At 70.5% G+C, this 26164-nt stretch carries 21 protein-coding genes, 1 tRNA gene and 1 pseudogene; 14 read left to right on the forward strand and 9 right to left on the reverse strand.

Going from position 1 to position 26164, the window contains the following annotated elements:
- The first annotated feature begins 65 nt into the window (after positions 1-65).
- Genes MDN94_RS02775 through MDN94_RS02790 form a run of 4 tightly spaced genes read left to right on the forward strand, consistent with a single transcriptional unit; the run spans position 66 to position 5068 of the window.
- Entirely contained in the window at positions 66-1508 is a 1443-nt protein-coding gene (locus MDN94_RS02775) for a pyridoxal phosphate-dependent decarboxylase family protein (protein WP_482724396.1), read from the forward strand.
- Positions 1492-2751: a lysine N(6)-hydroxylase/L-ornithine N(5)-oxygenase family protein gene (locus MDN94_RS02780; protein ID WP_482724397.1), complete on the forward strand. Its 1260-nt coding sequence runs from the start codon at positions 1492-1494 to the stop codon at positions 2749-2751. The genes MDN94_RS02775 and MDN94_RS02780 overlap by 17 nt, the downstream gene beginning before the upstream one ends.
- Positions 2748-3299, forward strand: coding sequence for a GNAT family N-acetyltransferase (locus MDN94_RS02785; RefSeq protein WP_482724398.1), 552 nt, complete (start codon positions 2748-2750; stop codon positions 3297-3299). Before MDN94_RS02780 ends, MDN94_RS02785 begins: the two co-directional genes overlap by 4 nt.
- A complete protein-coding gene (locus MDN94_RS02790; protein ID WP_482724399.1) occupies positions 3296-5068 on the forward strand; it encodes an IucA/IucC family protein in 1773 nt (590 codons plus the stop codon). Before MDN94_RS02785 ends, MDN94_RS02790 begins: the two co-directional genes overlap by 4 nt.
- Before the next feature lie 85 nt (positions 5069-5153).
- Here the strand turns inward: MDN94_RS02790 and MDN94_RS02795 are convergent, their stop codons facing one another.
- Positions 5154-6770: a beta-N-acetylhexosaminidase gene (locus MDN94_RS02795; RefSeq protein ID WP_482724400.1), complete on the reverse strand. Its 1617-nt coding sequence runs from the start codon at positions 6768-6770 to the stop codon at positions 5154-5156.
- 345 nt (positions 6771-7115) lie between these two features.
- On the opposite strand from MDN94_RS02795, the gene MDN94_RS02800 reads away from it, so the two are divergent.
- Together MDN94_RS02800 and glmS are read left to right on the forward strand one after the other, a co-directional pair.
- On the forward strand, positions 7116-7382 hold the full coding sequence (locus MDN94_RS02800) for a hypothetical protein (protein WP_005317253.1): 267 nt from the start codon (positions 7116-7118) through the stop codon (positions 7380-7382).
- A 52-nt stretch (positions 7383-7434) separates the two neighbouring features.
- Entirely contained in the window at positions 7435-9252 is a 1818-nt protein-coding gene (gene glmS / locus MDN94_RS02805) for a glutamine--fructose-6-phosphate transaminase (isomerizing) (RefSeq protein WP_441263143.1), read from the forward strand.
- Between the two features lie 132 nt (positions 9253-9384).
- On the opposite strand, the gene MDN94_RS02810 is transcribed toward glmS, so the two are convergent.
- Entirely contained in the window at positions 9385-9954 is a 570-nt protein-coding gene (locus MDN94_RS02810; RefSeq protein ID WP_482724401.1) for an acetate uptake transporter, read from the reverse strand.
- A gap of 318 nt (positions 9955-10272) precedes the next feature.
- Positions 10273-10794, reverse strand: a complete 522-nt coding sequence (locus MDN94_RS02815; protein ID WP_005317245.1) for a universal stress protein — start codon at positions 10792-10794, stop codon at positions 10273-10275.
- A gap of 301 nt (positions 10795-11095) precedes the next feature.
- Here MDN94_RS02815 and MDN94_RS02820 point away from each other — a divergent pair, with 301 nt between their 5' ends.
- The 4 genes from MDN94_RS02820 to MDN94_RS02835 all read left to right on the forward strand — a co-directional run bounded on the left by MDN94_RS02820 (position 11096) and on the right by MDN94_RS02835 (position 14063).
- The gene (locus MDN94_RS02820; RefSeq protein WP_482724402.1) at positions 11096-11500 is read left to right on the forward strand and encodes a hypothetical protein; all 405 of its coding nucleotides are present in this window, start codon (positions 11096-11098) and stop codon (positions 11498-11500) included.
- Between the two features lie 387 nt (positions 11501-11887).
- Complete coding sequence (locus MDN94_RS02825; RefSeq protein WP_482724403.1) at positions 11888-13096, forward strand: helix-turn-helix domain-containing protein; 1209 nt, start codon at positions 11888-11890, stop codon at positions 13094-13096.
- A gap of 172 nt (positions 13097-13268) precedes the next feature.
- A complete protein-coding gene (gene orn, locus MDN94_RS02830; RefSeq protein WP_482724404.1) occupies positions 13269-13871 on the forward strand; it encodes an oligoribonuclease in 603 nt (200 codons plus the stop codon).
- Between the two features lie 119 nt (positions 13872-13990).
- Positions 13991-14063 (forward strand) — tRNA-His (locus MDN94_RS02835).
- Here the strand turns inward: MDN94_RS02835 and MDN94_RS02840 are convergent.
- Together MDN94_RS02840 and MDN94_RS02845 are read right to left on the reverse strand one after the other, a co-directional pair.
- On the reverse strand, positions 14055-15020 hold the full coding sequence (locus tag MDN94_RS02840) for a DUF3626 domain-containing protein (RefSeq protein WP_482724405.1): 966 nt from the start codon (positions 15018-15020) through the stop codon (positions 14055-14057). The two genes, MDN94_RS02835 and MDN94_RS02840, sit on opposite strands and share 9 nt — an antisense overlap.
- A gap of 60 nt (positions 15021-15080) precedes the next feature.
- Positions 15081-16298 carry an erythromycin esterase family protein gene (locus tag MDN94_RS02845; protein ID WP_482724406.1) on the reverse strand — a complete coding sequence of 406 codons (1218 nt, stop codon included), beginning with the start codon at positions 16296-16298 and terminating at the stop codon, positions 15081-15083.
- Positions 16299-16356: 58 nt separating this feature from the next.
- Here MDN94_RS02845 and MDN94_RS02850 point away from each other — a divergent pair, with 58 nt between their 5' ends.
- Complete coding sequence (locus MDN94_RS02850) at positions 16357-17178, forward strand: TioE family transcriptional regulator (protein WP_482724407.1); 822 nt, start codon at positions 16357-16359, stop codon at positions 17176-17178.
- A 128-nt stretch (positions 17179-17306) separates the two neighbouring features.
- On the opposite strand, the gene MDN94_RS02855 is transcribed toward MDN94_RS02850, so the two are convergent.
- Positions 17307-18353 carry a LacI family DNA-binding transcriptional regulator gene (locus MDN94_RS02855; protein WP_482724408.1) on the reverse strand — a complete coding sequence of 349 codons (1047 nt, stop codon included), beginning with the start codon at positions 18351-18353 and terminating at the stop codon, positions 17307-17309.
- 262 nt (positions 18354-18615) lie between these two features.
- Here MDN94_RS02855 and MDN94_RS02860 point away from each other — a divergent pair, with 262 nt between their 5' ends.
- The 3 genes from MDN94_RS02860 to MDN94_RS02870 all read left to right on the forward strand — a co-directional run bounded on the left by MDN94_RS02860 (position 18616) and on the right by MDN94_RS02870 (position 21820).
- The gene (locus tag MDN94_RS02860; protein WP_482724409.1) at positions 18616-19926 is read left to right on the forward strand and encodes an ABC transporter substrate-binding protein; all 1311 of its coding nucleotides are present in this window, start codon (positions 18616-18618) and stop codon (positions 19924-19926) included.
- 67 nt (positions 19927-19993) lie between these two features.
- Positions 19994-20953, forward strand: a complete 960-nt coding sequence (locus MDN94_RS02865) for a carbohydrate ABC transporter permease (protein ID WP_482724410.1) — start codon at positions 19994-19996, stop codon at positions 20951-20953.
- A gap of 18 nt (positions 20954-20971) precedes the next feature.
- The gene (locus tag MDN94_RS02870) at positions 20972-21820 is read left to right on the forward strand and encodes a carbohydrate ABC transporter permease (RefSeq protein WP_482724411.1); all 849 of its coding nucleotides are present in this window, start codon (positions 20972-20974) and stop codon (positions 21818-21820) included.
- A 542-nt stretch (positions 21821-22362) separates the two neighbouring features.
- Here the strand turns inward: MDN94_RS02870 and MDN94_RS02875 are convergent.
- From MDN94_RS02875 to MDN94_RS02885, 3 genes and pseudogenes are all read right to left on the reverse strand, one after another.
- Positions 22363-23854: pseudogene (locus tag MDN94_RS02875) on the reverse strand (glycoside hydrolase family 18 protein).
- A gap of 164 nt (positions 23855-24018) precedes the next feature.
- On the reverse strand, positions 24019-25416 hold the full coding sequence (locus MDN94_RS02880; protein ID WP_482724412.1) for a sensor histidine kinase: 1398 nt from the start codon (positions 25414-25416) through the stop codon (positions 24019-24021).
- Positions 25413-26111 (reverse strand): response regulator transcription factor, encoded by a 699-nt coding sequence (locus MDN94_RS02885; protein ID WP_482724413.1) that lies wholly within the window; start codon positions 26109-26111, stop codon positions 25413-25415. The genes MDN94_RS02880 and MDN94_RS02885 overlap by 4 nt, the downstream gene beginning before the upstream one ends.
- Positions 26112-26164: the final 53 nt, after the last annotated feature.

Consider the following 26164-nt stretch of genomic DNA (forward strand, 5'->3'; position numbering starts at 1 on the left):
CGCCCTCGCCCCCTTCTTCCTGTCCCCTGAGGCGCGACCAGGTCCCCGCCACGGGAGGACATTGCATGCGCTCGCACCTGCTCAATGACATGACGGCGGAGCGTTACCGGCGCTCCGTGACCGAAGGAGTCGAGCGGGTGGCGAACCGACTCGCCACGACCCGACGGCCGTTCACCGGGGTCACCCCGGACCAGCTCGCCCCGGTCGTCTCCGCGATCGACCTCGACCGGCCGCTCGGAGACTCCTCCGCCGCCCTGGACGAGCTGGAGGACGTGTACCTCCGGGACGCCGTCTACTTCCACTCCCCCCGCTACCTCGCCCACCTCAACTGCCCGGTCGTCATCCCGGCCGTGCTCGGCGAAGCGGTCCTCTCCGCCGTCAACTCCTCCCTGGACACCTGGGATCAGAGCGCCGGCGGCACCCTCATCGAGCGCCGCCTGATCGACTGGACCGCGCAGCGGATCGGTCTCGGCCCCGCCGCCGACGGCGTGTTCACCAGCGGCGGCACCCAGTCCAACCTCCAGGCCCTGCTGCTGGCCCGCCAGGAGGCCAAGACCACTGACCTGGCGAAACTGCGTATCTTCAGCTCCGAATGCAGCCACTTCAGCGTCCAGAAGTCGGCCACGCTCCTCGGGCTCGGCCCCGAGGCCGTCGTCTCGATACCGGTCGACCGCGAGAAGCGGATGCAGACCGTGACGCTCGCCGCTGAGCTCGAGCTCTGCCGCGCCGAGGGCCTGGTCCCGATGGCCGTCGTCGCGACAGCGGGCACCACGGACTTCGGTTCCATCGACCCGCTGCCGGAGATCGCCGAGCTCGCGGGGCTGTACGAGACCTGGATGCACGTCGACGCCGCGTACGGCTGCGGACTGCTGGTCTCGCCCGCCCGCCGCCACCTGCTCGAGGGCATCGAGCGCGCCGACTCAGTCACCGTCGACTACCACAAGTCCTTCTTCCAGCCGGTGAGTTCGTCGGCGGTGCTGGTGCGGGACGCGGCCACACTGCGCCACGCCACGTACCACGCCGACTACCTCAACCCGCGGCGCACCGTGGAAGAGCGGATACCGAACCAGGTCGACAAGTCCCTGCAGACCACCCGCCGCTTCGACGCACTCAAGCTGTGGATGACACTGCGGGTGATGGGCGCCGACGGTGTGGGGCAGCTCTTCGACGAGGTGTGCGACCTCGCCGCCGCCGGCTGGGAGCTGCTCGCCGCCGACCCGCGCTACGACGTGGTCGTGCAGCCGCAGCTGTCCACCCTGGTCTACCGCTACATCCCACGGTCCGTCACCGACCCTGTCCTGATCGACCGGGCCAACCTCCACGCCCGCAAGGCGCTGTTCGCGTCGGGCGAGGCCGTGGTCGCCGGAACCAAGGTCGACGGGCGCCAGTACCTGAAGTTCACCCTGCTCAATCCCGAGACGACGACCGAAGACATCGCCGCCGTCCTCGACCTGATCGCCGGCCACGCCGAGCAGTTCCTTGGAGAGAACCTTGTCCACGCCTCTTGATTTCATCGGTATCGGACTGGGTCCGTTCAACCTCGGTCTCGCCTGCCTGACCGAGCCGATCGACGAGCTGAACGGCCTGTTCCTGGAGTCCAAGCCCGACTTCGAATGGCACTCCGGGATGTTCCTGGAAGGCGCCCATCTCCAGACGCCGTTCATGTCGGACCTGGTCACCCTCGCCGACCCGACCTCGCCCTACTCCTTCCTGAACTACCTCAAGGACCAGGGCAGGCTGTACTCCTTCTACATCCGGGAGAACTTCTACCCGCTGCGGACCGAGTACAACGACTACTGCCGGTGGGCCGCCTCCCGGCTGAGCAGCATCCGCTTCAACACGACCGTCACCTCTGTGTCGTACGACGAAGAGGGCGAGGTGTACGTGGTGCGCACCGCCGACGACGCTTTCACGGCCCGCCGTCTCGTCCTGGGCACGGGCACCCCGCCGTACATCCCCGAGGCCTGCCAGGGACTCGGCGGGGACCTGCTGCACAACTCGCGCTACCTGGACCACAAGGAGGCGCTGCGGAAGAAGGAGTCGATCACCCTCGTCGGCAGCGGTCAGAGCGCGGCGGAGATCTACTACGACCTGCTGTCCGAGATCGACGCGCACGGCTACCGGCTCAACTGGGTGACGCGCTCCCCGCGCTTCTTCCCGCTGGAGTACACCAAGCTGACGCTGGAAATGACCTCCCCGGAGTACATCGACTACTTCCACGCGCTGCCGGAGGAGACCCGCTACAGACTCGAGTCCCAGCAGAAGAGCCTGTTCAAGGGCATCGACTCGGAACTGATCGACGCGATCTTCGACCTGCTCTACCAGAAGAACCTGAAGGGCCCGGTCCCCACCCGGCTGCTGACCAACTCGGCGCTGCGGACCGCCTCGTACGAGGACGGGACCTACACCCTGGGGCTGCGCCAGGAGGAGCAGGGCAAGGACTACGAGCTGCAGACCGAGGGCCTGATCCTGGCCACCGGCTACCGGTACATCACCCCCGCCTTCCTGGAGCCCGTCGCCGACCGGATCCGGCTCGACGGTCACGGCCGCTTCGACGTCGCCCGCAACTACTCCATCGACACGGCCGGCCGGGAGATCTTCCTGCAGAACGCGGGCGTGCACACCCACTCGATCACCTCGCCCGACCTGGGCATGGGCCCCTACCGAAACGCCTACATCATCGGCGAGCTGCTGGGCAGCGAGTACTACGCCGTAGAGAAGTCCATCGCGTTCCAGGAGTTCGCTGTATGAGCACCACCACCGCCGTCGGTCCCCTCACCTTCCGGCCCCTCGACCCCTTGGCGGACGCCGAGCTGCTGCACAGCTGGGTCACCCATCCGAAGGCCGCGTTCTGGATGATGCAGGACGCGAAACTCCAGGACGTCGAGCGCGAGTACATGCGCATAGCGGCGCACGAGCACCACCACGCGTTCATGGGCCTCAACGACGGCGAGCCCGCATTCCTGATGGAGAGCTACGACCCGCGGTACGTGGAGCTCGTCGGGCTGTACGATCCGGAGCCCGGCGACGTCGGCATGCACTTCCTCGTCGCGCCGACCGACCGGCCCGTGCACGGCTTCACCCTCGCCGTGATCACCGCCGTGATGCGGGAGCTGTTCGGCGATCCGGCGACGAAGCGGGTCGTGGTCGAGCCGGACGTCGGCAACTCGGCCGTGCACCGGCTCAACGAGGCCGTCGGCTTTGTCGCCGCCGAGAAGATAGTGAAGCCCGAGAAAGAGGCTCTGCTGAGCTTCTGCACCCGCGAGCAGTTCGAGGCGGCCACGGCGGTGACCCGATGAACCCCGTGTCCCACCTCACGCCCGACCGCTGGGCGCACGCCAACCGGCTCCTCGTCCGCAAGGCCCTCGCCGAGTTCACCCACGAGCGACTGCTCACGCCCGAGCACCTCGGCGACGGCGCCTACCGCCTTGTCGCGGACGACGGTGCGACCGAGTACCGCTTCACCGCCCGCCGGTTCGCCCTCGACCACTTGCAGGTGGCCGCCGACTCCATCAGCCGTCACCGCGACGGTGCGCGGCTGCCGCTGGACGCGCTGGAGTTCGTCATCGAGATGCGGGGCTCCCTCGGCCTGAGCGACGAGATCCTTCCCGTGTATCTGGAGGAGATCTCCTCCACCCTCTCCGGCACGGCGTACAAGTCGGCGAAGCCGCGGGTCGCGTCCGCCGAGCTGGCCAAGGCGGACTTCCAGGCTGTCGAGACCGGCATGACGGAGGGGCACCCCTGCTTCGTGGCCAACAACGGCCGGCTCGGCTTCGGCATCGACGAGTACCACGCCTACGCCCCGGAGGCCGCGAACCCCCTCCGGCTGGTGTGGCTGGCGGCCCGCCGCGACCGCGCCGCGTTCACCGCCGGCGCCGGCATCGACTACGAGACCTTCATCCGGGCCGAGCTCGGCGACGACGCCGTGGACCGCTTCGCCAAGACCCTCGCGGACCAGGGCCTCGATCTCGCCGACCACCTGCTGATCCCGGCCCACCCCTGGCAGTGGTGGAACAAACTGTCCGTGACCTTCGCCGCCGAGATCGCCCAGCAGCGGCTGGTGTACCTGGGCGAGGGCGACGACCGCTATCTGGCGCAGCAGTCCATCCGGACGTTCTTCAACACCGACGCCCCGGCCAAGCACTATGTGAAGACAGCCCTGTCCGTCCTCAACATGGGCTTCATGCGCGGTCTTTCCGCCGCGTACATGGAGGCGACGCCGGCCATCAACGACTGGCTGGCCGGGCTGATCGACGGCGACGACGTGCTGCAGGCCGCCCGCTTCTCGATCATCCGCGAGCGTGCGGCCGTGGGCTACCGCCACCGCGAGTACGAGGCCGCGACGGACCGGTACTCCCCGTACCGCAAGATGCTCGCCGCCCTCTGGCGCGAGAGCCCGGTGTCGTCCTTGGAGAACGGCGAGCGGCTCGCGACCATGGCGTCCCTGCTGCACATCGACCATGAGGGCGCGTCGTTCGCGGGCGCCCTGATCGCCGAGTCGGGCCTTGCCCCCACCGAGTGGCTGCGCGACTATCTGGACGCCTATCTCCTGCCGGTGCTGCACAGTTTCTACGCGTACGACCTGGTCTTCATGCCGCACGGCGAGAACGTCATCCTGGTGCTCGGCGAGAACGGCACCGTCCGGCGGGCCATCTTCAAGGACATCGCGGAGGAGATCGCGGTGATGGACCCGGACGCGGTGCTGCCCCCGTCCGTCGACCGGATCCGGGTGGAGGTGCCGGAGGAGACGAGGATCCTCTCGATCTTCACCGACGTCTTCGACTGCTTCTTCCGCTTCCTCGGCGCGACGCTCGCCGAGGAGGAGGTGCTCCCAGAGGACGACTTCTGGCGCACGGTCGCCGAGTGCGTCCGCGCGTACCAGCGGTCGGTGCCGGAGCTGGCGGACAAGTTCGCGCAGTACGACATGTTCGCGGACGAGTTCGCGCTGTCCTGCCTGAACCGGCTCCAGCTGCGCAACAACCGGCAGATGGTGGACCTGGCCGACCCGTCGGCCGCGCTCCAGTTCGTCGGCACACTCACGAACCCGATCGCACGCTTCGCCTCCTAAAAATGCCCAGAGACGGCGCCCGAGAACGGCCGGCGCCCGGCGGGATACGGTCCCTCCCGCCGGGCGCCGGCTCCTCACCCGACGCTCACTGCGCGGGCCAGGGCACCTGCGGCGAGCGGTAGAAGTCGATGCCGAGCGCCGACAGCCGCGGCCCCTGCGCCGCGAGCCGCACCTTGTAGGTGTCCCAGTCGTGCGTGGACGCCGGTGACCAGCCCAGCTCCGCGACACCCGGCAGACGCGGGAACGCCATCTGGTCGATGTGCGCGTCGGTGGAGATGGTCTCCGTCCACAGCGGCGCCTCCACCCCCTTGACGGCACTCGCGGGTGCGCCCGGCAGGTAGTTCGCCGGATCCCAGTCGTAGGACCGTTGCACTTCGACATACCCGGCCCAGGCGAGGCCCAGCTTGGTCTCCTTGTTGTACTTCATGTCGAGGTAGACCCGGTCGGCCGGCGAGAGGATCAGCCCGGTGCCGTTCTTCGCGGCCTCCGCGACCTGTGCCTTCTCCGCCTGGCTGGTGCCGTCGAGGCCCCAGTACTGGGCCAGCGCGCCCTTCTGCGGGGTAGCGCCGGTCAACTGGTGCCAGCCGATGACGGTCTTGCCGTACTTGGCGACGATCGGCTGCACCCTGTTCATGAACGCCACATAGTCGTCGTGGCTGGTGCGGTGCGCCTCGTCACCGCCGATGTGGATGTACCTGCCCGGCGTGAGCGCGGCCACCTCCCGGATCACATCGTCGACGAAGTCGTACGTCAGCTCCTTGCGCACACACAGCGAACTGAAGCCGACGGCCGTCCCCGTGTAGAGCGGCGGGGCCACGCCGTTGCAGTTGAGCTCGGCGTACGAGGCCAGGGCGGCGTTGGTGTGCCCCGGCATGTCGATCTCCGGCACGACCTCCAGATAGCGGGAGGAGGCGTACCGGAGGATCTCCTTGTACTGGGCCTTGGTGTAGTGACCTCCGGGGCCGCCGCCGACCTGGGTGGAGCCGCCGTACGTGGCCAGCCGCGGCCACGAGTCGATGGCGATGCGCCAGCCCTGGTCGTCGGAGAGGTGGAGATGCAGCGTGTTGATCTTGTAGAGGGCGAGGTGGTCGATGTAGCGCTTGACCTGCTCGACGGTGAGGAAGTGCCGCGAGACGTCGAGCATCGCACCCCGGTGCGCATAGCGCGGGACGTCGGTGATCGTGCCGCCGGCGACCTGCCACGGGCCACCGCGGGGAGAATCCGCCTCGATCGCGGCGGGCAGCAGCTGTCGCAGCGTCTGCACACCGTGGAAGAGGCCGGCGGGCCGGTGCGCGGTGATGGTGACCCCGCCGGGGGAGGACTTCAGGCGGTAGCCCTCGTCGCCCAGGGTGCTCGCCCCGGCGCTGAGCCGCAGGTTGATCGACCTGACCGCGGGCCGGGTGGTGATCGGCAGGGCGTATCCGGTCGAGGGGCGCAGCACCTCGGCGAGGCGCTCCGCGACGGCGCGCGCCTCGGGTGAGGCGTCGGTGCGGATCCTGGTGCGGGCGGTAAGGGTGTAGGGGGCGCCGCCCGGCTCGGCGGAGGCGGGTGCGGGGACGATCTGGCCGAGCGGCCGGACGGTGGCGGCGCTTTCGCCGCCGGAGGCCGCGGCCGGGCCCGAGGCGACGCTTCCGGAGAGGGCGGCCGCTGTCACAAGCAACAGCGAACCGAGGAGGCGGGGAATCGGTCTGGGCTGACTCACAGGCTGGGGTCCCTTCGACGGGGTTCTCGTCTGTGCGCAGAGCAACCACTCGATCACCCATGCGTACCGTGCACCTCAACGGCGGTCAAGGTGTAGACCACTTACTCGTTCCACCGGCGAAGAAATCCCCCGTCGCCGGAGATCATACGGACGGACCGCCCGCCCCGATCGCGCCGGTAGCGTCGGCGCCGGACGCCGATTCACCGGGCGAGGACGGATGCGGCACGGCGGAGCGGACCCCTCCGGGGCGGGTGTGAGCTATCTCCTGCCCGGATTCGGGCAGGATTCTTGCGAAGAGCAGCACCCGCCCTCCAATATCTACGGGTGCTCGAACCTCGCCCGTCTGTGCGCCTGTCGCACGACGATCTCATCGACCACCTGGTGCGCAGCACCGCGCTCCAGCGCGGTGAAGCCGCCCGGGTGGTGCTCGATGTACTGGCGTACTTCGACGAGACGACCGAGGAGTTCGTCCGCCGCCGCCATCGCGAACTCAAGTCCGGCGGCGCGGTGAACACCGAGATCTTCGAGCGGATCGCGGCCGAACTGCCGCACCGCGCCGTGGCGCCGCCGGAGCTCTCGCTCCGCCAGCTGCGCCGCATGGTCTACGGCTGAGCAGCCCACCGGGGCCGGGCACACTTCTGATCTATGGAGGGGCAGAAAATATATGTGTGGAATTGTCGGATACATCGGCAAGCGTGACGTTGCTCCGCTGCTGCTGGAGGGTCTGCAGCGGCTGGAGTACCGCGGCTACGACTCCGCGGGCGTGGTCATCAGCAGCCCCAAGTCCCCCGGGCTGAAGATGGTCAAGGCCAAGGGCCGGGTCCGTGACCTCGAGGCCCGCGTCCCCAAGCGCTTCGCCGGCACCACCGGCATCGCCCACACCCGGTGGGCCACCCACGGCGCCCCCAGCGACATCAACTCGCACCCCCACCTGGACCCGGAGAACAAGGTCGCCGTCGTCCACAACGGCATCGTGGACAACGCCGCCGAGCTGCGCGTCAAGCTCGAGGCGGACGGTGTGGTCTTCGCCTCCGAGACCGACACCGAGGTCATCACCCACCTGATCGCCCGCTCCCAGGCCACCACCCTGGAGGAGAAGGTCCGCGAGGCCCTCAAGGTGATCGAGGGCACGTACGGCATCGCCGTGATGCACGCCGACTTCGCCGACCGCATCGTGGTGGCCCGCAACGGCTCCCCCGTCGTCCTCGGCATCGGCGAGAAGGAGATGTTCGTCGCCTCCGACGTCGCCGCCCTGGTCGCCCACACCCGCCAGATCGTCACCCTCGACGACGGCGAGATGGCCACCCTGAAGGCCGACGACTTCCGGACCTACACGACCACGGGGGCGTCCACCACCGCCACCCCGGAGACCGTCGAGTGGGAGGCCGCCTCCTACGACATGGGCGGCCACGACACGTACATGCACAAGGAGATCTCCGAGCAGCCCGACGCGGTCGACCGTGTGCTGCGCGGCCGGATCGACGACCGGTTCAACACCGTGCACCTGGGCGGCCTGAACCTGGACGCCCGCGAGGCCCGCGGTATCCGCCGCGTGAAGATCCTCGGCTGCGGCACCTCCTACCACGCGGGACTCATCGGCGCCGGACTCATCGAGTCCCTCGCCCGTATCCCCGCCGACGCCGAGCCGGCTTCCGAATTCCGCTACCGCAACCCGGTCGTGGACCCTGACACCCTGTACATCGCCGTCTCCCAGTCCGGCGAGACCTACGACGTCCTCGCGGCCGTCCAGGAGCTCAAGCGCAAGGGCGCCCGCGTCCTCGGCGTGGTCAACGTCGTCGGTTCCGCCATCGCCCGCGAGGCCGACGGCGGCACCTACGTCCACGCCGGCCCCGAGGTGTGCGTCGTCTCCACGAAGTGCTTCACCAACACGGTCGTCGCCTTCGCCCTGCTCGCCCTGCACCTGGGCCGCATCCGCGACCTGTCCGTCGCCGAGGGCAAGCGGATCATCGAGGGCCTGCGCAAGCTGCCCGCGCAGATCAGCGAGATCCTCGAGTCCGAGGACGAGATCAAGAAGCTGGCCGCGGAGTACGCGGACGCCAAGTCGATGATGTTCATCGGCCGGGTGCGCGGCTACCCGGTGGCGCTCGAGGCCTCCCTGAAGCTCAAGGAGATCTCCTACATCCACGCCGAGGCCTACCCGGCCTCCGAGCTCAAGCACGGCCCCCTCGCGCTCATCGAGCCCGCGCTGCCCACCGTGGCGATCGTGCCGGACGACGAGCTGCTGGAGAAGAACCGGGCCGCGCTCGAGGAGATCAAGGCGCGCAGCGGCCGCATCCTCGCCGTCGCCCACCGCGAGCAGGAGAAGGCCGACCACACCATCGTGGTGCCGAAGAACGAGGACGAGCTGGACCCGATCCTGATGGGCATCCCGCTCCAGCTCCTCGCCTACCACACGGCACTGGCGCTGGGCCGGGACATCGACAAGCCGCGCAACCTCGCCAAGTCCGTCACCGTCGAGTAGCCGACGGCCGCGGGACGGTTCATGAGGAACGCCCCCTGTGTGTGCCACCGTGCACACAGGGGGCGTTCCCTTTTCACAGGGCGGGCGCCACCCGGGGCGCCGCCCGTCGAGCTGCCGTGAGGCCCGCGGGCCTCAGCCGGTGGCCGTCACCCGCCGGCCGGCAGCGCGCCCCGTGAACGTCGGCCACTTGGCGAGCGCCGCCGTCGCGCCGTACCAGGCCACCAGGCCCGCGACCGCGCCGACCCAGCCGCCGGCCTTGGCCAGGCCCTCGTTGCCCGCGAAGGCGGCTATCGCACCCAGCAGCAGTGCGAGCGTCAGCAGCCCGTACACCCCTTGGCCGAGCACGCCGCTGCCGGAGGCGGCGGCGGTCAGCGTCAGGGCGAGCAGCGCCCACAGCAGCATGAACAGGCCCGCCGCCTCGGCCGAGGTCTCGCCTCCCACGGCGGTCCCCCAGGTGAACCAGAAGGCGCCGAGACCGGCGAAGGCGGTTCCCGAACCGCCGTTGCCCGCGCGGAACTCGAGCAGGCCGACGACGAAGAGCGCCACTCCGCCGACCCATGTCGCGAGGGCGGCGGCATCGGCGGCGGAGACGTTGTCGATCACTCCGGTGTTGCCCACACCGAAGGCCAGCAGCGTCAGCCCGAGGGCGAGGTTGCCGAGAGTCGAAGTAGAACCAGTTCCCGCAGAGACTCCGTTGTCCACGGCGGGCTCCCTTCCTGTCCTGTGCAGTTGTGCTGCGCCATGTGCTGCAATCCCAGCGACCGGATATCTACCCTTCACAAGCGCACAATCCACCTTTACGCATGGGTGGATTTCCGTACATGCCTGGCACGTAGGGCAGTTGACGGGGTCTCACCCGACAGGCGGGACAAGAAGGGGGGAAAGGGACCACGGGGGCGGCAGGGAAGGCGGGTGCTGGAGCCGGTCGTACGAGAAGGCGCACCGAAGATCCGGTGCAGGCGATCCAGCTCGGTGGATCCGGTTCGGAGGGTCGAGTCCGGGCCCGCAGGGACGTCCGCGTCAGGGGATCACAACGACCGGGCGCTGCGCGCGCTTGGCGAGCCGCCCCGCGACCGATCCGAAGAGCCGGCCGACGATGCCGTGCGTGGAGCCGACCACGATCGCGTCGGCCGAATACTCGCGGCCGACCTCTTCCAGCTCATGACAGATGTCGCCGCCGCGCTCGACCAGGATCCACGGGACCTCGGCGAGGTAGTCCGCGCACGCCAGCTCGAGGCCCAGGACCTCGGTGCGGTGATCGGGCACGTCGACGAAGACGGGCGGCTCACAGCCGGCCCAGACGGTCGTCGGCAGCCGGTTGGCGACATGGACGATGATCAGACCGGATCCGGTCCGCCTTGCCATGCCGATGGCATAGGCGAGCGCTCGCTCACTGGACGTCGATCCGTCGAAACCGACGACGACTCCGTGCCGGAAGGCGGGATCGCATGAATGGCGTGCTTCTTCAGCCGCCCGCAGGTCCGACAAGGGATCGGCTACCTGCTTGCGGTCCGCGGGTTCGGGGATTTCGTGACCGGCCATCGGTGTCTCGGCGAAGGAGGTCCTCTTCGGAGTGATCGATTGAGGAAAGCGCGTCGGCTGGAGGGGCGGTGGAGCTGTGTCCGGGAATCGTCTTCCCCGCCCGTACCCCCAAGGGTACGGCGACACTCCTCTCCTGCCCAGGGCCCGCTGTCCCCATGCGCGACGTTCCAGGGAGCATGCCCGAGCGCGCCCAGGATCGCAATGCCGCTTGGCCACTACAGCCGTCTGCGCGCCACCGGGTGACCGGACCACCACGGTCCTCGTTGGCCAGTGGGTCACCCCGCCGCCCCCAGGAGCCTCTGTGCCAGCACCCCCGCCCGGCCCCCACCGCTCCCCCGGCCCCCCGTCCCGCCGCCCCGCCACCGCCCCCTCCGTACCGGCCCCGACCGCCCCCTCCCGGGCGGAGGACCCGGCGAGCTCCGCGAGCCCCGCCGGTGATGTCGTCCGCTGGGGTGCCTTCAGCTGCCTACTGGTCCCCGTAGTGCTCGTCGTGTACGGCACCTCCGTCGGTGGCGCGGCCACCGCGGCCCTCGGGCTCGCCGCGGTGACGGCGGCGTGCCGGGTGCTGTTGCGCCACTCGGAACGGACGGCCGCACGGGGTCGCGCCGCCGGGGACGCGCGGTCGGCCGGAGGCCGGCACTCCGGTACCGTCCCCGGGGCGCGGCGCGGTGCGCGGCGCGGCGCAAGAGGCGCGCCGGGCGGCTGACGGTTTTACACGCCCGCACCCGTATGTTTTCAGCCAACTTCACTACGCAGGCCGATCCTTGTCGAAATGGCCTGCCAACCCCCTTGTCACCAGGGAAGAAAGGGCTGAAGGCCCCTCTGGCACCCTACGGGGACGGGCCATGCCTGCGATGCGCACTTCCCTGTGGGCCCCCCGAGTGGAACGCTTCGTGATCGAATGCATCGCGCCAAGTTGCCATGTCGACATAGCGGGGCATCCCGAACTTGTCACGCCGGCGCCACGGGACGCAGTAGATTCGATCATGAGTATCGAAGGCCGGGGGACTCGTGCAGAACCGAGGGGAAACGTGCAGGAGCGAAAGGCCCGAAACGAACGGGGAGACGCGTACTTCGAGGGGGGTTTAGCGTCATGAGTCAGGACTCCGCCGCGCCGGAGACGGCACGGAAGCTGTCCGGGCGCCGGCGCCGGGAAGTCGTCGCCGTGCTGCTGTTCAGCGGCGGCCCTATATTCGAAAGTTCCATCCCGCTCTCGGTGTTCGGAATTGACCGTCAGGACGCCGGAGTTCCCCGCTACCGCCTGCTCGTGTGCGGCGGCGAGGACGGACCGCTGAGGACCACCGGCGGCCTGGAACTGACCACGCCGTACGGCCTCGAGGCGATCAGCAGAGCGGGCACGGTCGTGGTGCCGGCCTGGCGCTCGATCACCTCGCCGCCACCGCCCGAGGCGCTCGACGCGCTGCGCCGGGCACACGAGGAGGGCGCCCGCATCGTCGGCCTGTGCACCGGGGCGTTCGTCCTGGCCGCGGCCGGCCTGCTCGACGGGCGCCCCGCCACCACCCACTGGATGTACGCGCCGACCCTGGCGAAGCGCTACCCGTCCGTGCACGTGGATCCGCGTGAGCTGTTCGTCGACGACGGTGATGTGCTGACGTCCGCGGGAACAGCGGCCGGAATCGACCTCTGCCTCCACATAGTGCGCACCGACCATGGCACGGAGGCGGCCGGAGCGCTCGCCCGCAGGCTCGTCGTCCCACCCCGTCGCACCGGCGGTCAGGAGCGCTATCTCGACAGGTCTTTACCAGAAGAAATCGGCTCGGACCCACTGGCCGAGGTCGTGTCCTGGGCGCTGGAGCACCTCCACGAGCAGTTCGACGTGGAGACGCTGGCCGCGCGCGCCTACATGAGCAGGCGTACGTTCGACCGCCGGTTCCGCTCGCTGACGGGGTCCGCCCCGCTGCAGTGGCTGATCACCCAGCGGGTGCTTCAGGCCCAGCGGCTGCTCGAGACCTCCGACTACTCGGTCGACGAGGTCGCCGGCCGATGCGGCTTCCGGTCCCCGGTGGCGCTGCGCGGCCACTTCCGGCGGCAGCTGGGGTCCTCCCCGGCCGCCTACCGGGCGGCCTACCGGGCCCGTCGTCCGCAGAGCGACCCTGACCGGACGTCGATCCTGGAGTCCGTCGTCCCCGCCCAGGCGGGGCCGGGCACCAGACGCCCTCAGGCGGGACCCGGCGGGCCCTCCGCGATGGCGCCCGCAGCCGAGCTGGGCAAACCGGTTCCGGAGGCGTATGCGGCGGGTCACGGCAGGCCTACCCTGCCGGGCCAGCGGAGCGTGCCGTAGCGCGGCCTCCGCGGACAGTTCGACACCGGCCCGGTCGGGACGGCGCCCCCGAGGGTGCCGTCCCGACCGGGCCGGACGCCGTCCGGGCACCGGGTCCGACGGCGGTCCCCTCGGGGCAGCCGGCTTCACCAGGCCGGTTACGCAGCGCAGCCGCCACCGTAAGGTAGGGCGCATGAACGATCGCATGGTGTGGATCGACTGCGAGATGACCGGGCTCTCGCTGACGGACGACGCACTCATCGAGGTGGCCGCACTGGTCACCGACTCGGAACTGAACGTACTCGGCGAAGGGGTGGACATCGTGATCCGCCCGCCGGACGCGGCGCTCGAGACGATGCCGGAAGTGGTGCGCCAGATGCACACCGCCTCGGGTCTCCTCGACGTCCTGGCGGACGGAAAGACCCTCGCGGACGCGGAGGAGCAGGTCCTCTCCTACATCCGCCGGCACGTCAAGGAACCCGGCAAGGCGCCGCTGTGCGGCAACTCGGTCGGCACCGACCGCGGCTTCCTGCTGCGCGACATGCCGACGCTGGAGGCATTTCTCCACTACCGGATCGTCGACGTCTCCTCGATCAAGGAGCTGGCCCGCCGCTGGTACCCGCGGGCGTACTTCAACAGCCCGGAGAAGAGCGGCAACCACCGGGCTCTGGCCGACATCCGCGAGTCCATCGCCGAGCTCCGCTACTACCGCGAGGCGGTCTTCGTCCCGCAGCCCGGCCCGGACACGGAGACGGCGAAGACCATCGCGGCCAAATACGTGATGCCCGCGCAGTAACGACGGGCCGTCGCCGCCCGGAACGACGGGCGCTCCCCACCGGCGCGAAACCCTGGCGCGAGCACCCGCTCGGACCCTGTACACTTTTTCTCGGCCGGTCGGGAGAAAGACCGGTCGTGGTGGGTATAGCTCAGCTGGTAGAGCACCTGGTTGTGGTCCAGGATGTCGCGGGTTCGAGTCCCGTTACTCACCCTGATCGACAAGGGCCCCGGTCTTCGGACCGGGGCCCTTGTCGTGTCCGGGGCCGGCCGGCTCTCGGTGCAGGCCGTCGAGCACGGCTTCCTCACTGTGCGACGAAGGCGCGGATGCGCCGGCGGACTGCGGCGGCGCCCCGAAGCGGGCGAGGCAGTGCCACAGCTTCTTGACCGCCTGCGGGTCGTGACGGCCGGTGCGTACGGCGTCTCCGACGATGCGCGGATCGAGGAGGCCGCCCACCGCGATACGCGCGCCCAGGTCGACGTACTCCTGGCCACGGTAGGACGGATGGCGGCGCAGCTCTCCGGCCGTGAGACGGAAGCCGGGATGCCACTCCACCGGGCACGGAAGGCGCCGGGCGGCCTCCTCGACGTCCGTCCCCCGGTAGCAAGGGTCGAGAACCAGTGCCTCCACATCGCGGTCCAGCCGGACCGGCCCGTGCACCTGCGCCTCGATGTAGTCGTCCAGAGCGTCCTGGCGGTCGGCGAGAGCGAGCTCGATGAGCCCCATGCGGTCCGCTACGCCGAAGTCCGAAGGTTCGAGAAAGCTGTCCGGGTAGCAGAACGTGGTCCGCGCCGATGTGTGCGCCGCAAGGCGGAAGTGGGCGGAGCCGAACCGCGGCGCCGCACCGACCGGCTTGCGGCGGAAGTTCAGCGCCCCGTAGACGGGCCGGTCATGAGCGGCCGCCTCGTCGTACGCGCCACAGAAGATCCGGCTCTCCCACCGCCACCGGTCACCGCCGGGAAAGGCGGTCAGGCCCCCGTTGCTCGTCCCGGTGACGAACTGTGAGAGGTAGACGCCGGACTCCGACAACGCGTCCAGGACGGGTTTGCCCTGTGCCGCACGGTCCGGGTGGAAGTTGAGGGTCACCCGCAGCGCCGGATCCAGTGGCGGACCGGACGAGAGCTCCGCCACATGCCGAAGGGCCCGTTCCCGTGCGGTGCTCGATCTCATCCGGGCAGTGTGCCGGGAGCCGATCCGCCGTTGCACCCGGTTTACCGGCGACCGGTGGCACTAGCGCTGCGGAAGGTCTCTGACGAACACGATGCTGTCGCTGCCCGCCAGGTGCGCAGGGTCGAGCGGGGCATAGCCGAACCAGGGGGAGACGCGGGGTGCGGGCCGCGTCTCGGCGAGGGCGGCTGCCAGCCGCGGGGCGTCGATCACGCAGCGGTCCTCCGGGAGCGCGTACAGGAGACCTTCGACGGTGTCCGGCGGCGGGGTGTCCACTCCCCGGTGCCGGATCGTGCCGAGGGCCGTGGCCACGAACGCGTACTCCTCGCCGAGCCGGGCGCTCACCAGCGCACCGGCGCTCCACCACTCCAGCGGCGTCCCGCCCATCCGCATCGTGCTCTTCTCCCGCTGGAGATGGGAGTTGTGGGCGTGGACGAATGCCGGACCCCGATCGGCGACCGCGAGGAGGTTGTGGGCCATCATCTGGTCCCGCACGCCCACCAGCCGGCTCATGCGGCCGGGCGAAGTGTCAGCCATCCAGTGGTGGTAGCGCAGCAGACCGGTCGCGGTGCGCCCGTGGAGCTGTGCCCGGTAGCGGTCGTCCGGCGAGGTCGCCGTGATCAGGTGCGGCGTCTGCGCGTCGAGCAGCGCCACCAGATCGTCGGCGATCAGCCGCAGCTCCCTCGCGTCGGCCGATTGCCCCACGGACCGGGACGGGTCCCTCATCACCGCGGGGTCGGTCCACCGGTCGTCGGCGCCGAGCAGGCGGTCGAGCGATTCCGCGGTACAGGGAAGCAGGTCCGCGTCCACCTGAGCCACCAGGTGGTCGTGCAGCGCGGTGAGGGCCTGACGCGGGCTCGCGGCGTGGGTGATCTCCAGCGGGCCGTCGAAGCCGGCGAAGCGGAGCCGCTCGGACGCGGGACGGCCGTCGTCGTCGACGCGGATGTTGTAGTCGCGCATCCAGCGGACGAGCTCCCGGTTGGCCGCAAATGCGCCCCAGCCGTGACTGAATCCGCGCTCCATGACCTCGTCGAGGGTGCCGGTGCCCGAGGTGACGTGGTCGTCCACGATCAGGCCCGCCATGCAGTCGGTCTCGAGCGCGATCGCCCGGTGGCCCTCCTGCTCGACGAGCTGGCGGAAGAGCTCGTTGCGCAGCTCGAGCAGAGTGTCCTCCCCGTGGGTGGGCTCGCCCAGGGCGAGCATCCGCGGCCGGGCCGGGAGCAGCCTCATGACGGCGGCGGCCTCGACGGCATGGACGGTGTCCTGGATGTCAGTAGCCATGCCTTGAACGCTATCGTTGAACTCTCGGTTGAGACTTTGGCGCTGAATCGGCGGGACCATGAGGCAAAACTTTCAAAGCGGTGATCGGCTCAGGCCGGTCGACCTGGCGCGCCCGCACGGTCTGTCGACGCAGGCGATCAGGAACTACGAGGAGGCCGGCATCCTCCCGGCCGCCGGTCGCACGCCCCATGGCTACCGGACCTATTCGTCGCTGCACGCGGCCGCCCTTCGCGCGTTCCTCACCCTGGCACCGGGCCACGGCCACCGGACGGCGACGGCGATCATGCGGGCGGTGAACGAGGGCGCGGCCGAGGAGGCGTTCCGCCTCATCGACGAGAGTCACGCCGTGCTCCTCGACGACCGCCGGACCCTCCAGGCGGTGGAGGGCGCCCTGCGCGACCTGGGGCCCAGCGCGGCGTCCCAACAGGATGCCGGGACCCGGCGTCGTGCGGCAGCCGGGCCCGCCCCGGCCTTCGGGCCCGGTGGGGTCCCAAAGCCCTGTGGGGTCTCGAGGCCCCGTGCGGCGTCCGGGGCCGGCGGCACGTTCATCGGACCGCTGGCGGGAAAGCTCGGCGTCCGGCCCGCGACGCTGCGCAAATGGGAGCAGGCCGGGCTGGTGCACCCGCGCCGCGACCCGCTGACCGGGTACCGCGTCTACGACGAGGCGGACGCCCGGGACGCTCGACTGGCCCACCAGCTCAGACGGGGCGGCTATCCGCTGGAGGAGATCGCCCCGCTGATCGCCCAGGTGCGGGCGGCCGGCGGGCCGGAGCCACTGGAGGCCGCGCTGCGCGACTGGCACGGCAGGCTGGCCGCCCGCGGGCGGGCGATGCTGACCGGGGCCGCCGAGTTGGAGGCGTACCTCCGCGAGCGTGGATGAGACGCAGGCCGCCGACCGAAGATCACCGAGCAAGAAGGTCACCCAGCAAGGAGGTCACCGACCGAAGGCCACCGGCCCAGGAACGTCACCGACAGCGGAGACCGCGCCCGAGCGCCGCCCGGCCGCCGTCACGACGAGTCCCGCACCACCAGTTCCGTGGGCAACACGATCTGGGGCCGCTCCGGTGACGGGCCCGCGATCTCCTCGAGCAGGACCCGGGCCATCGTGCGTCCCATCTCCTCCGTCGGCTGGCGCACGCTGGTGAGCGCCGGGTCCATGTGCCGGGCCACCGCAGAGTCGTCGAAGCCGACGAGGGCCACATCGTCCGGGATGCGGCGGCCCGCCTCGCGCAGCACGTGCCGGGCGCCGGAAGCCATCACGTCGGAGGCGGCGAAGACCGCGTCGAGGTCGGGGCGGTCCTCGAGGAGCCTGCGCATCGCGAGGCGGCCGCCCTGCTCGGTGAAGTCGGCCACGGCCGTGAGCCGGGGGTCGACGTCCAGGCCGGCGTCGGCGACGCCGGAGCGGTAGCCGTCGAGGCGGCGCTCGGCGCCGTACACGTCCAGGGGGCCGGTGATCGTCGCGACGGCGCGCCGCCCCCGCGCGGCCAGGTGGGCGACGGCCGCCCGTGCGCCCTCGAAGTTGTCGGAGTCGACCGCTGCCAGCGTCTCGTCAGCCGCTCGGCGGCCGCTGATGACCACCGGGATGGAGAGCTGCTCCAACAGGTCCGGCAGCGGGTCGCCCGCGTGCATCGAGACCAGCAGCACGCCGTCGACCCGGTGGGCGGCGAGGTACTGGGCGAGCGTCTTGCGTTCGCGGTCGTTGCCGGCGAGCGTCAGCAGCAGCTGCATCTCGGTGTCGGCGAGGGCGGCTCCGACGCCGCGCACCATCTCGGAGAAGTACGGCTCCGCGAAGAAACGGTCCTCCGGCTCCGGGACGACGAGCGCGATGGCGTCCGTACGGTTGCCCGCGAGCGCCCGGGCCGCCCGGTTGGGGACGTAACCCAGTTCCGCGACGGCCGCCTCGACCAGCGCGCGGGTCTCCTCGCTGACGCGCGGCGAGCCGTTGATGACCCGGGAGACCGTCCCGCGTCCGACCCCCGCCCGCGCGGCGACCTCCTCGAGTGTGGGCAGACCGGTGGCCCGCCCCCCGTTCCCCGTACGGATGGTCCGAGACATCGTGTCCGCCTCCCCAGGCTGCCCAGGCGGAGAACATAACGTGCCGCGGCACCTTCGGACCTCCCCTCTCGGACGACGAACGCGGCCGATCACGCTTGGGAGCGCTCCCATTCCCCTGTCGGCGCCCAGTGGGCAAAGCCGCAGGCCACCGCCCGTGCCACGGTCGCCCACGGCGTGCTAAAAGTACGGGTCCCAACACAAGTACGGCCGCGGGCGGCACGTCAGGACCCGGGGGTGACGGCACTCCCCGAAGGAGGTCGTCATGCGCAGGACCGCAATCCTCGCGGTCGTCGTCGCGCTGGGCGCCGGGCTCCTCGCAGGCTGCGCCAAGGACGGCGAAGAGCCGGGCGACAGCGCCTACGACGGCGGTGGCGGCAAGGGGAGGACCATCATCACGGTGGGCGTCTTCGGAGCCTTCGGTCTCAAGGAGGCGGGGCTGTACGAGGAGTACATGAAGCTCCACCCGGACATCAGGATCAAGCAGACCTCGATCCAGCGGAACGAGAACTACTACCCGCAGCTGCTCACCCACCTCAGCACCGGCAGCGGTCTCGCCGACATCCAGGCCGTCGAGGTCAACAACATCGCCGAGGTCGCCGCGACCCAGGCGGACCGGCTCGTCGATCTGGGCAAGGCCGAGGGCGTCAGCAAGGACTCGTTCCTCGACTGGAAATGGGCGCAGGCCACCACCAAGGACGGGAAGACGGTCGGTCTCGGCACCGACATCGGCCCCCAGGGAATCTGCTACCGCAAGGACCTCTTCGAGAAGGCCGGCCTGCCGACCGACCGCGAGGAGGTCGGCAGACTGTGGGCCGGGGACTGGGACAAGTACCTGGAGACGGGCAGGAGGTACAAGGCCCGGGCGCCCGAGGGGACGGCCTTCGTCGACTCCGCCTCGGGCGTGATGGCGGCCGTCACGGGCAGCAACGAGAAACGTTTCTACGACGAGAAAGGCGAGATCGTCTACAAGACCAGCCCGGCCGTGAAGCAGGCCTGGGACCTCGCCGCCGAGTTCGCCACGGAGAAACTGACCGGCAGGCTCCAGCAGTTCACGCCGTCCTGGGACCAGGCCATGTCCAACGGCGCCTTCGCCACCCTCTCCTGCCCCGCCTGGATGCTCGGCCACATCCAGGACAAGGCGGGCGCCGCCGGCAAGGGCAAGTGGGACGTCGCCGCCGCGCCACGGCCGAGCAACTGGGGCGGCTCGTTCCTGGTCGTGCCGAGGACGGGCGACAACACCGCCGAGGCGGCGAAGCTCGCCGCCTGGCTGACCGCGCCCGAGCAGCAGGCGAAGCTGTTCACCGAGCGCGGCAGCTTCCCCAGCGCCGAGGCCGCCTACTCGCTGCCCGCCGTCGCCGACGCCACGCACCCCTACTTCGGGGGCGCGCCCATCGGGAAGATCTTCTCCAGGGCCGCGCAGGACGTCCCGGTGCAGATCGTGGGGCCCAAGGACCTGATCATCGCGCAGAACCTGGCCGACATCGGCATGCTCCAGGTGGACCAGAAGGGCCGCAGCCCGCAAGAGGGCTGGGACGCGGCGGTCAAGGCGATCGACAACGCCTTGGACGAGTGACGTGCCGGAAACCGCACACGGCAGGCCGGCCGCGCACGTCGAACCCCCCGGGAAGCCGGGGTCCGCGATGGACCGCGGAGCCTCCGACGACACGGACGCCGCCACGCAGCGGCGGCGTGCGAAGCGCTCACGCCGCTACCGGCGCGACGTCAGATGGAGCCCGTACGCCTTCGTCGCACCGTTCTTCGTCTTCTTCCTCGCCTTCGGCCTCTTCCCGCTGCTCTACACCGGCTGGGCCTCGCTGCACCGGGTGGAGCTCACCGCGCCCACCGACATGGAATGGGTCGGGCTGCGCAACTTCTCGCGCCTCCTCGAGGACGAGTTCTTCTGGAACGCGCTCAGGAACACGGTCACCATCGGACTGATGTCGACCGTGCCGCAGCTGCTCATGGCGCTCGGCATCGCACATCTGCTCAACCACCGGCTTCGCGGCTCGATGTTCTTCAGGGTCGCCGCCCTCACCCCGTACGCGACGTCCGTCGCCGCCGCGACGCTCGTCTTCGTGCTGCTCTTCGGCCGCGACTACGGGATGGTCAACTGGGCGCTGGGGCTGGTCGGCATCGGTGACGTCGACTGGCAGAACGGGCAGTGGACCTCGCAGCTCGCGGTCTCGACGATCGTGATCTGGCGCTGGACGGGTTACAACGCGCTGATCTATCTCGCGGCGATGCAGGTCGTCCCGAAGGACCTGTACGAGTCGGCCGCGCTCGACGGCGCCTCGCCGTGGCAGCAGTTCATCCATGTCACGGTGCCGTCCCTGCGCCACACGATCCTGTTCACCTGCGTGGTCTCCACGATCGGCGCGACCCAGCTGTTCGGCGAGCCCCTGCTGTTCAGCGGCGGGGCCGGCGCGACGGGCGGCGCGGACCACCAGTTCCAGACGCTCGGTCTCTATCTGTACGAGCAGGGGTGGGTGAACCTGCACCTGGGCCGGGCCTCCGCGATCGCCTGGGCGATGTTCCTGATGCTGCTGGTCGTCGGCGCGGTGAACTGGCTGGTCGCGCGCCGCTTGAGCAAGAGCGCGTAGAGCGGAGCGGAGACGACGATGACAGGGCGCAAGGGGCGTGCGGGGCGGCAGTTGAACGGTGGGAGGTTCGCCTACGCCGCGTTGATCGTGTTCACCGCCGGCTCCCTCTTCCCACTGGTGTGGACGGCGGTCGCCGCCTCCCGCACCAACACCCGACTCGCCCAGACTCCCCCGCCGTTCTGGTTCGGCAGCCGGCTCTTGCGCAATCTGGAGATCGCCTGGACCGACGCGAACATGGGCACCGCCCTGCTCAACACGACGGTCGTCGCCGGATCGGTCGCGGCGGGCACCGTGGTCTTCTCCACGTTCGCCGGGTTCGCCTTCGCCAAGCTTCGGTTCAGGATGAAGAACGCGCTGCTGCTGCTCGTCATCGGCACGATGATGGTGCCTCCGCAGCTCGGCGTCGTGCCGCTGTACATGCTGATCGCCGAACTGTCCTGGACCGACCAGCTCCAGTCCGTCATCCTGCCTACGCTGGTCAGCGCCTTCGGGGTGTTCTTCATGCGTCAGTACCTGATGGAGGCACTGCCCGGTGAACTGATCGAGGCCGCCAAGGTCGACGGCGCGAGCAGCCTGCGCGTGGTGTGGCACATCGTGTTCCCCGCGGCGCGGCCGGCGATGGCCGTCCTCGGGATGCTGACGTTCGTGATGGCCTGGAACGACTTCTTCTGGCCGATCCTCGCGCTGACGCAGAGCGGCAACCCGACGGTGCAGGTGGCCCTGGCGGGCCTCGGGCAGGGCTACATCCCCGACCAGTCGGTGATCATGGCGGGAGCGCTGTTGGGGACGCTGCCTTTGCTGGTCGCGTTCGTCGCCTTCGGCAAGCAGATCGTTGGCGGCATCATGCAGGGGGCCGTCAAGGGGTGACGGCGCGGGCGCGGGGCGTGCGGGCGGCTGCGCGCGGGGCCTGTTCCCCTCCCCGCCCCTTCCCGGAACCGGGCTCCGCCCGGGACCCCGTACCACGCTTCGTGCGGTGTCCTCGAACGCCGGACGGGCTGGAAATGCCGCTCAGCGGCATCCAGCCCTGCCCCCGCCGCCGGGCTCGCCTGTGGCGGCGGCTCCGGCCTGCGCCGCGGGCGGCGGCAATCCAGCCTCGCTCGGCGCACGCCCGGGGCGGCAGGCCGTACGGGAGTTCAAGGCCAGGGGGCCTGCCAGGCCCGGCCGCCGAACGGCGGAGGACCCCCGAAGCACCGCCGAAGGCGATGCGGGGCCGGGGCACAGCCCTCAGAACACCGAGCGGAGCGCGGTGGCTTCAGCGGGCGACGCCCGGCCGTGAGGCGGATGCGGCAGTGGGCGAAACCCGGCCCGGAACCCGGCGACAGCGGGCGAAGCCCGGTCGGGTGAGGGCGTGGCGGGGCCCCGGGCGGGTGGGGGCCGGCCCGGGGCTTCGCCGTGGGGGGACGGGGTGGCTACTGGTACGCGGAGAAGGCCTTCGTGAAGGCCAGCGGCTCCTGCAGGATCGAGCTGCACGTCGCGTCCGCCGCCGGCTTCTCCCCGCCGGCGCACTGCTTGTCGCGGGTCGAGGACCACATCGACAGCCAGCCCAGGTTCTTCGACTCGGCGAACTTCACGAGCTGCGTGGCGTCGTCGACCTTGAAGATCTCCGTCACCACGTCGTTCACGCCGATCATCGGGGTGACCGCGACGGTCTGCCACGCGGCCGTGTCCGAGAGCCCGAGCACACCCTTGATCTGCGCCTGGGTGGCGGTGGCCGCCTGGATCGCGTACTCGCCCATGTCGCCGCTGTACGCCGGGCCGTAGTCCATCGCCATGATGTTGACCGCGTCGACGCGCACGCCGTTCTTCTTGGCGTCGGCGACCAGGTCCACGCCGGGCTGGGTGAGGCCCTCGGGCATGACGGGCAGCGTGAAGGAGACGTTCAGGCCGGGATGCGACTTCTGGAGCTGCGCGATGGCCTGCGAGCGCCGGGAGTTGGCGGCCGTGTCGGGCAGCGCCGCGCCTTCGACGTCGAAGTCGACCTTCGTGAGCTTGTAGGTGTCGATGACCTTGCCGTACGCCTTCGCCAGGTCGTCGGCGGAGGAGCAGTTCAGCGCCAGCTCGTGGCCGGCCGCGCCGCCGAAGGAGACCCGGACGTCGCCGCCCTTGGCCCGGAGGGCCCCGATCTGGGCGGCGACCTTGTCGTTCGCCAGGTCGGTGACACCGCCCCACAGCGGGGCGCAGCCGCCGCCGGAGGTGATGAAGGCGAGGTTGAACTCCTTGACGCCCGTCTTCGCCGCCGTGTCGAGCATGTCGTAGGCCGGGTACAGGGAGGTGTCGATGTACGGCGCGTAGCGCGCGGTGCCGCCCGGCTTCGGGGCCCCGGTCGACGTGGGGGTCGGCGTCGGGGTGGCAGTGGCGGTGGGGGGGGGGGGGGGGGGTGGGGGTCGGCTTCTGCGTGGGGGTAGCGGTCGGCGTCGGTGCGGGCTGCTCCGTGGGGCGGCCGCTCGGCTGCGGCGTGGCACCGTCGTCCACCGAGCACTTGATCTCGTCGATGAGACAGGCCGTCGGGTCGGCAGCCTGTCCGCTCGCGGAGGTGACGAAGCCGACGGTGACCGAAGCACCCGGCGCCAGGCTCTTGTTCCAGCTCGCGGGCTTCACCGTGACCTGCTGCCCGTCCACGGTGTGCTCGCCGTTCCACAGGGAGCTGATCCTCGTCCCGGCGGGCAGCTCGAACTCGAGGGTCCAGTCCGTCCGGGCCTCGCCGGTCTCGTTGGTGATGACGTACTGGCCGGTGTAGCCGCCGTCCCAGGTACTGGTCCGGGTGTAGGCGGCGCCGACCGCCGCGGCCTGGGCGGTGCCGGTGAGGACGACCGCCGTGCCGCCGATCACAGCGGTCACGACGACCGCGCCGACCGCCTTGGTCCTGACGCTCGCCCTGCGCCGGTGCGTACTGCTGCCCATCGGATGCCTGCCTCTGCGTGCGAAGTCGGGGGGTGGTGCGCTGCACGCTAGCGACCCCGAATCGGACAAATAACCGATCAGTGACGGCGGTCGGTCTTCTTAGGGCGCGCTTAAGGGAGGCATCGGAAGCGATTAATGCTGTGCCGCGAGGACGCGGTCGGGCGCTACCGCGGGGCGGCCTTACGACGGCGCGGAACCCTCCCCCGGTGCCGGCTGCGGCCCCGGCCGCCGGCGGCCTCGCGGGGGTCGAGGCCGATCCAGATCCGTACCTCGGTGCCCCCGAGGACGGACCTGCCGATCCGTACGTCGCCGCCCGTGGACTCCGCGACCCGGCGCACGATGTCCAGGCCGAGGCCCGTCGAGCCGTCCCTCGCACCGCTGTTGCCCCGGGCCATGGCGGCCGCCGGGTCGGCGATGCCCGGGCCGGCGTCGGAGACCAGCACGATGACCGCGTCGTCGCTGTTGTGCACGTCGACCGAGAAGGCCGTGCCTTCGGACGTGTGGCGGAAGACGTTGCCGAGCAGCGCGTCGAGCGCGGCGGCGAGTTCTGGGCGCGCGACCGGGATGCGCACGGGCCGGTCCACTCCGGCGAGCCGGACCTTGCGGCCCTCGTCCTCCGCCAGCGCCGACCAGAATCCCATCCGCTCGCGGACCACTTCCGAGACGTCGCAGCCCGCGCCGGGGCCGGCCGCCGCGGTCTGCGGCTTCGCTTCGCGGGCGGTGCGGATGATGGTGTCGACCTCGCGTTCCAGCTGCGCGACGGCAGCCCGGGTCTGCTCGGCGGCGGTGCTCTCACCCAGCGACGCGGCGTTCAGCCGGAGCACGGTCAGCGGGGTCCGGAGCCGGTGCGAGAGATCGGCGGCCAGCTCGCGCTCGTTGGCCAGGAGCTGGACGACCTGGTCGGCCATGGAGTTGAACGCGACAGCAGCGGAACGCAGTTCGGGCGGCCCCTCCTCCGGGACCCGGGCCCCGAGCCGGCCCTCCCCCAGGTCGTGGGCGGCGCCCGCGAGCCGCTGCGCCGGCTGCACCATCCGCACGCCGAGCCGGTCGGCGACCGCGACGGAGCCGACGATCAGCGCGAGGCCGACTCCGGCGAGGACCAGCCAGGCGGTGTCCACACCGTTGGAGACCTCCCCCTCGGGCACGAATATCTCGACGACGGCGATCTGACCGGTCCCGATCGCGGTCGGTTGCAGCAGCGCCGAGCCGCCGGACACCTCGGTGATCGAGGCACGGCCGATCCGTTCGACGGTCGCCAGGTCCTTCTTCGCCGCCCGGCGCTTGCCTATCTCCAGCGGCAGGCTGCCCGGTTCGCCGGACGCGGGGATGTGCACGGCCATCCGTCCGACCGCACCGGCCGGGGTCGACTCGACGGCCCGTTCCAGCGGGCGGCGTTCTGTCGTGACGGTCAGGGTGGGGCCGATCGTCGCGGCCTGCCGCTCGGCGTTGGAGAAGGCACGGTCACGGGCCATCTCCTTGATGACGATGCCCAGGGGCAGTGCGAAGGCGAGCACCACCATCACGGTGACGGCCAGGGAGACCTTGACGAGCGCCCATCTCATGGCAGGTGTCCGTTCGGTGGCTCGAGCTTCACTCCGACCCCGCGCAGCGTGTGCAGATAGCGCGGCTTGGCCGCCGTCTCGCCGAGTTTGCGGCGCAGCCAGCTCAGATGGACGTCGATGGTCTGGTCGTCGCCGTAGCTCTGCTGCCAGACCTCGGCCAGCAACTCCCTGCGGGGGACGACGACCCCGGGCCGGCCGGCGAGGAAGGCCAGCAGATCGAACTCCCGGCGGGTGAGGTCGAGGCGGTCGCCGTCCAGTTCGGCCTGGCGGCGCAGCGGGTCGATGGACAGCCCGCCGACCTGGATCACCCGCGAGGGCGGCGCCTCGCCGGCTGCCCGGGAACGGCGCAGCACGGCCGCCATCCTGGCCGACAGGTGCTCCACGGAGAACGGCTTGGTCAGATAGTCGTCGGCACCGTCGTTGAGCAGCCGTACGATCTCCGCCTCGTCGTCCCGCGCGGTCGCGATGATCACGGGAACGTCGGTGATGCCGCGGAGCATCTTCAGCGCCTCCGCGCCGTCCAGATCGGGCAGTCCGAGGTCGAGAATGACGACGTCGAACCGGAAATGGGCCACCTCGCGCAGCGCCTCGAGGGCCGTGCCGACGCTCCGTACCGTGTGGGAGGCCTCGGTCAAGTGCCTGATGAGGGCGGAGCGCACGAACTGGTCGTCCTCGACCACGAGCACACTTGCCATGGGCGGCACCGTACGCCATCCGGAGTACCCGGTCCCGTTCGGGACAAGTCGGG

The sequence above is a fragment of the Streptomyces sp. WAC00040 genome (genome assembly GCF_056835925.1).

Bases quoted from the DNA above. Each gene is read 5' to 3' on its own strand.
- MDN94_RS02865 (WP_482724410.1), top strand. From the start codon at position 19,994: ATGGACCGCGGAGCCTCCGACGACACGGACGCCGCCACGCAGCGGCGG.
- MDN94_RS02880 (WP_482724412.1), bottom strand. From the start codon at position 25,416: ATGAGATGGGCGCTCGTCAAGGTCTCCCTGGCCGTCACCGTGATGGTG.
- MDN94_RS02840 (WP_482724405.1), bottom strand. From the start codon at position 15,020: ATGAGATCGAGCACCGCACGGGAACGGGCCCTTCGGCATGTGGCGGAG.
- MDN94_RS02850 (WP_482724407.1), top strand. From the start codon at position 16,357: ATGAGGCAAAACTTTCAAAGCGGTGATCGGCTCAGGCCGGTCGACCTG.
- MDN94_RS02790 (WP_482724399.1), top strand. From the start codon at position 3,296: ATGAACCCCGTGTCCCACCTCACGCCCGACCGCTGGGCGCACGCCAAC.
- MDN94_RS02855 (WP_482724408.1), bottom strand. From the start codon at position 18,353: ATGTCTCGGACCATCCGTACGGGGAACGGGGGGCGGGCCACCGGTCTG.
- MDN94_RS02860 (WP_482724409.1), top strand. From the start codon at position 18,616: ATGCGCAGGACCGCAATCCTCGCGGTCGTCGTCGCGCTGGGCGCCGGG.
- MDN94_RS02775 (WP_482724396.1), top strand. From the start codon at position 66: ATGCGCTCGCACCTGCTCAATGACATGACGGCGGAGCGTTACCGGCGC.
- MDN94_RS02825 (WP_482724403.1), top strand. From the start codon at position 11,888: ATGAGTCAGGACTCCGCCGCGCCGGAGACGGCACGGAAGCTGTCCGGG.
- orn (WP_482724404.1), top strand. From the start codon at position 13,269: ATGAACGATCGCATGGTGTGGATCGACTGCGAGATGACCGGGCTCTCG.
- glmS (WP_441263143.1), top strand. From the start codon at position 7,435: ATGTGTGGAATTGTCGGATACATCGGCAAGCGTGACGTTGCTCCGCTG.
- MDN94_RS02815 (WP_005317245.1), bottom strand. From the start codon at position 10,794: ATGGCCGGTCACGAAATCCCCGAACCCGCGGACCGCAAGCAGGTAGCC.
- MDN94_RS02885 (WP_482724413.1), bottom strand. From the start codon at position 26,111: ATGGCAAGTGTGCTCGTGGTCGAGGACGACCAGTTCGTGCGCTCCGCC.
- MDN94_RS02845 (WP_482724406.1), bottom strand. From the start codon at position 16,298: ATGGCTACTGACATCCAGGACACCGTCCATGCCGTCGAGGCCGCCGCC.
- MDN94_RS02870 (WP_482724411.1), top strand. From the start codon at position 20,972: ATGACAGGGCGCAAGGGGCGTGCGGGGCGGCAGTTGAACGGTGGGAGG.
- MDN94_RS02785 (WP_482724398.1), top strand. From the start codon at position 2,748: ATGAGCACCACCACCGCCGTCGGTCCCCTCACCTTCCGGCCCCTCGAC.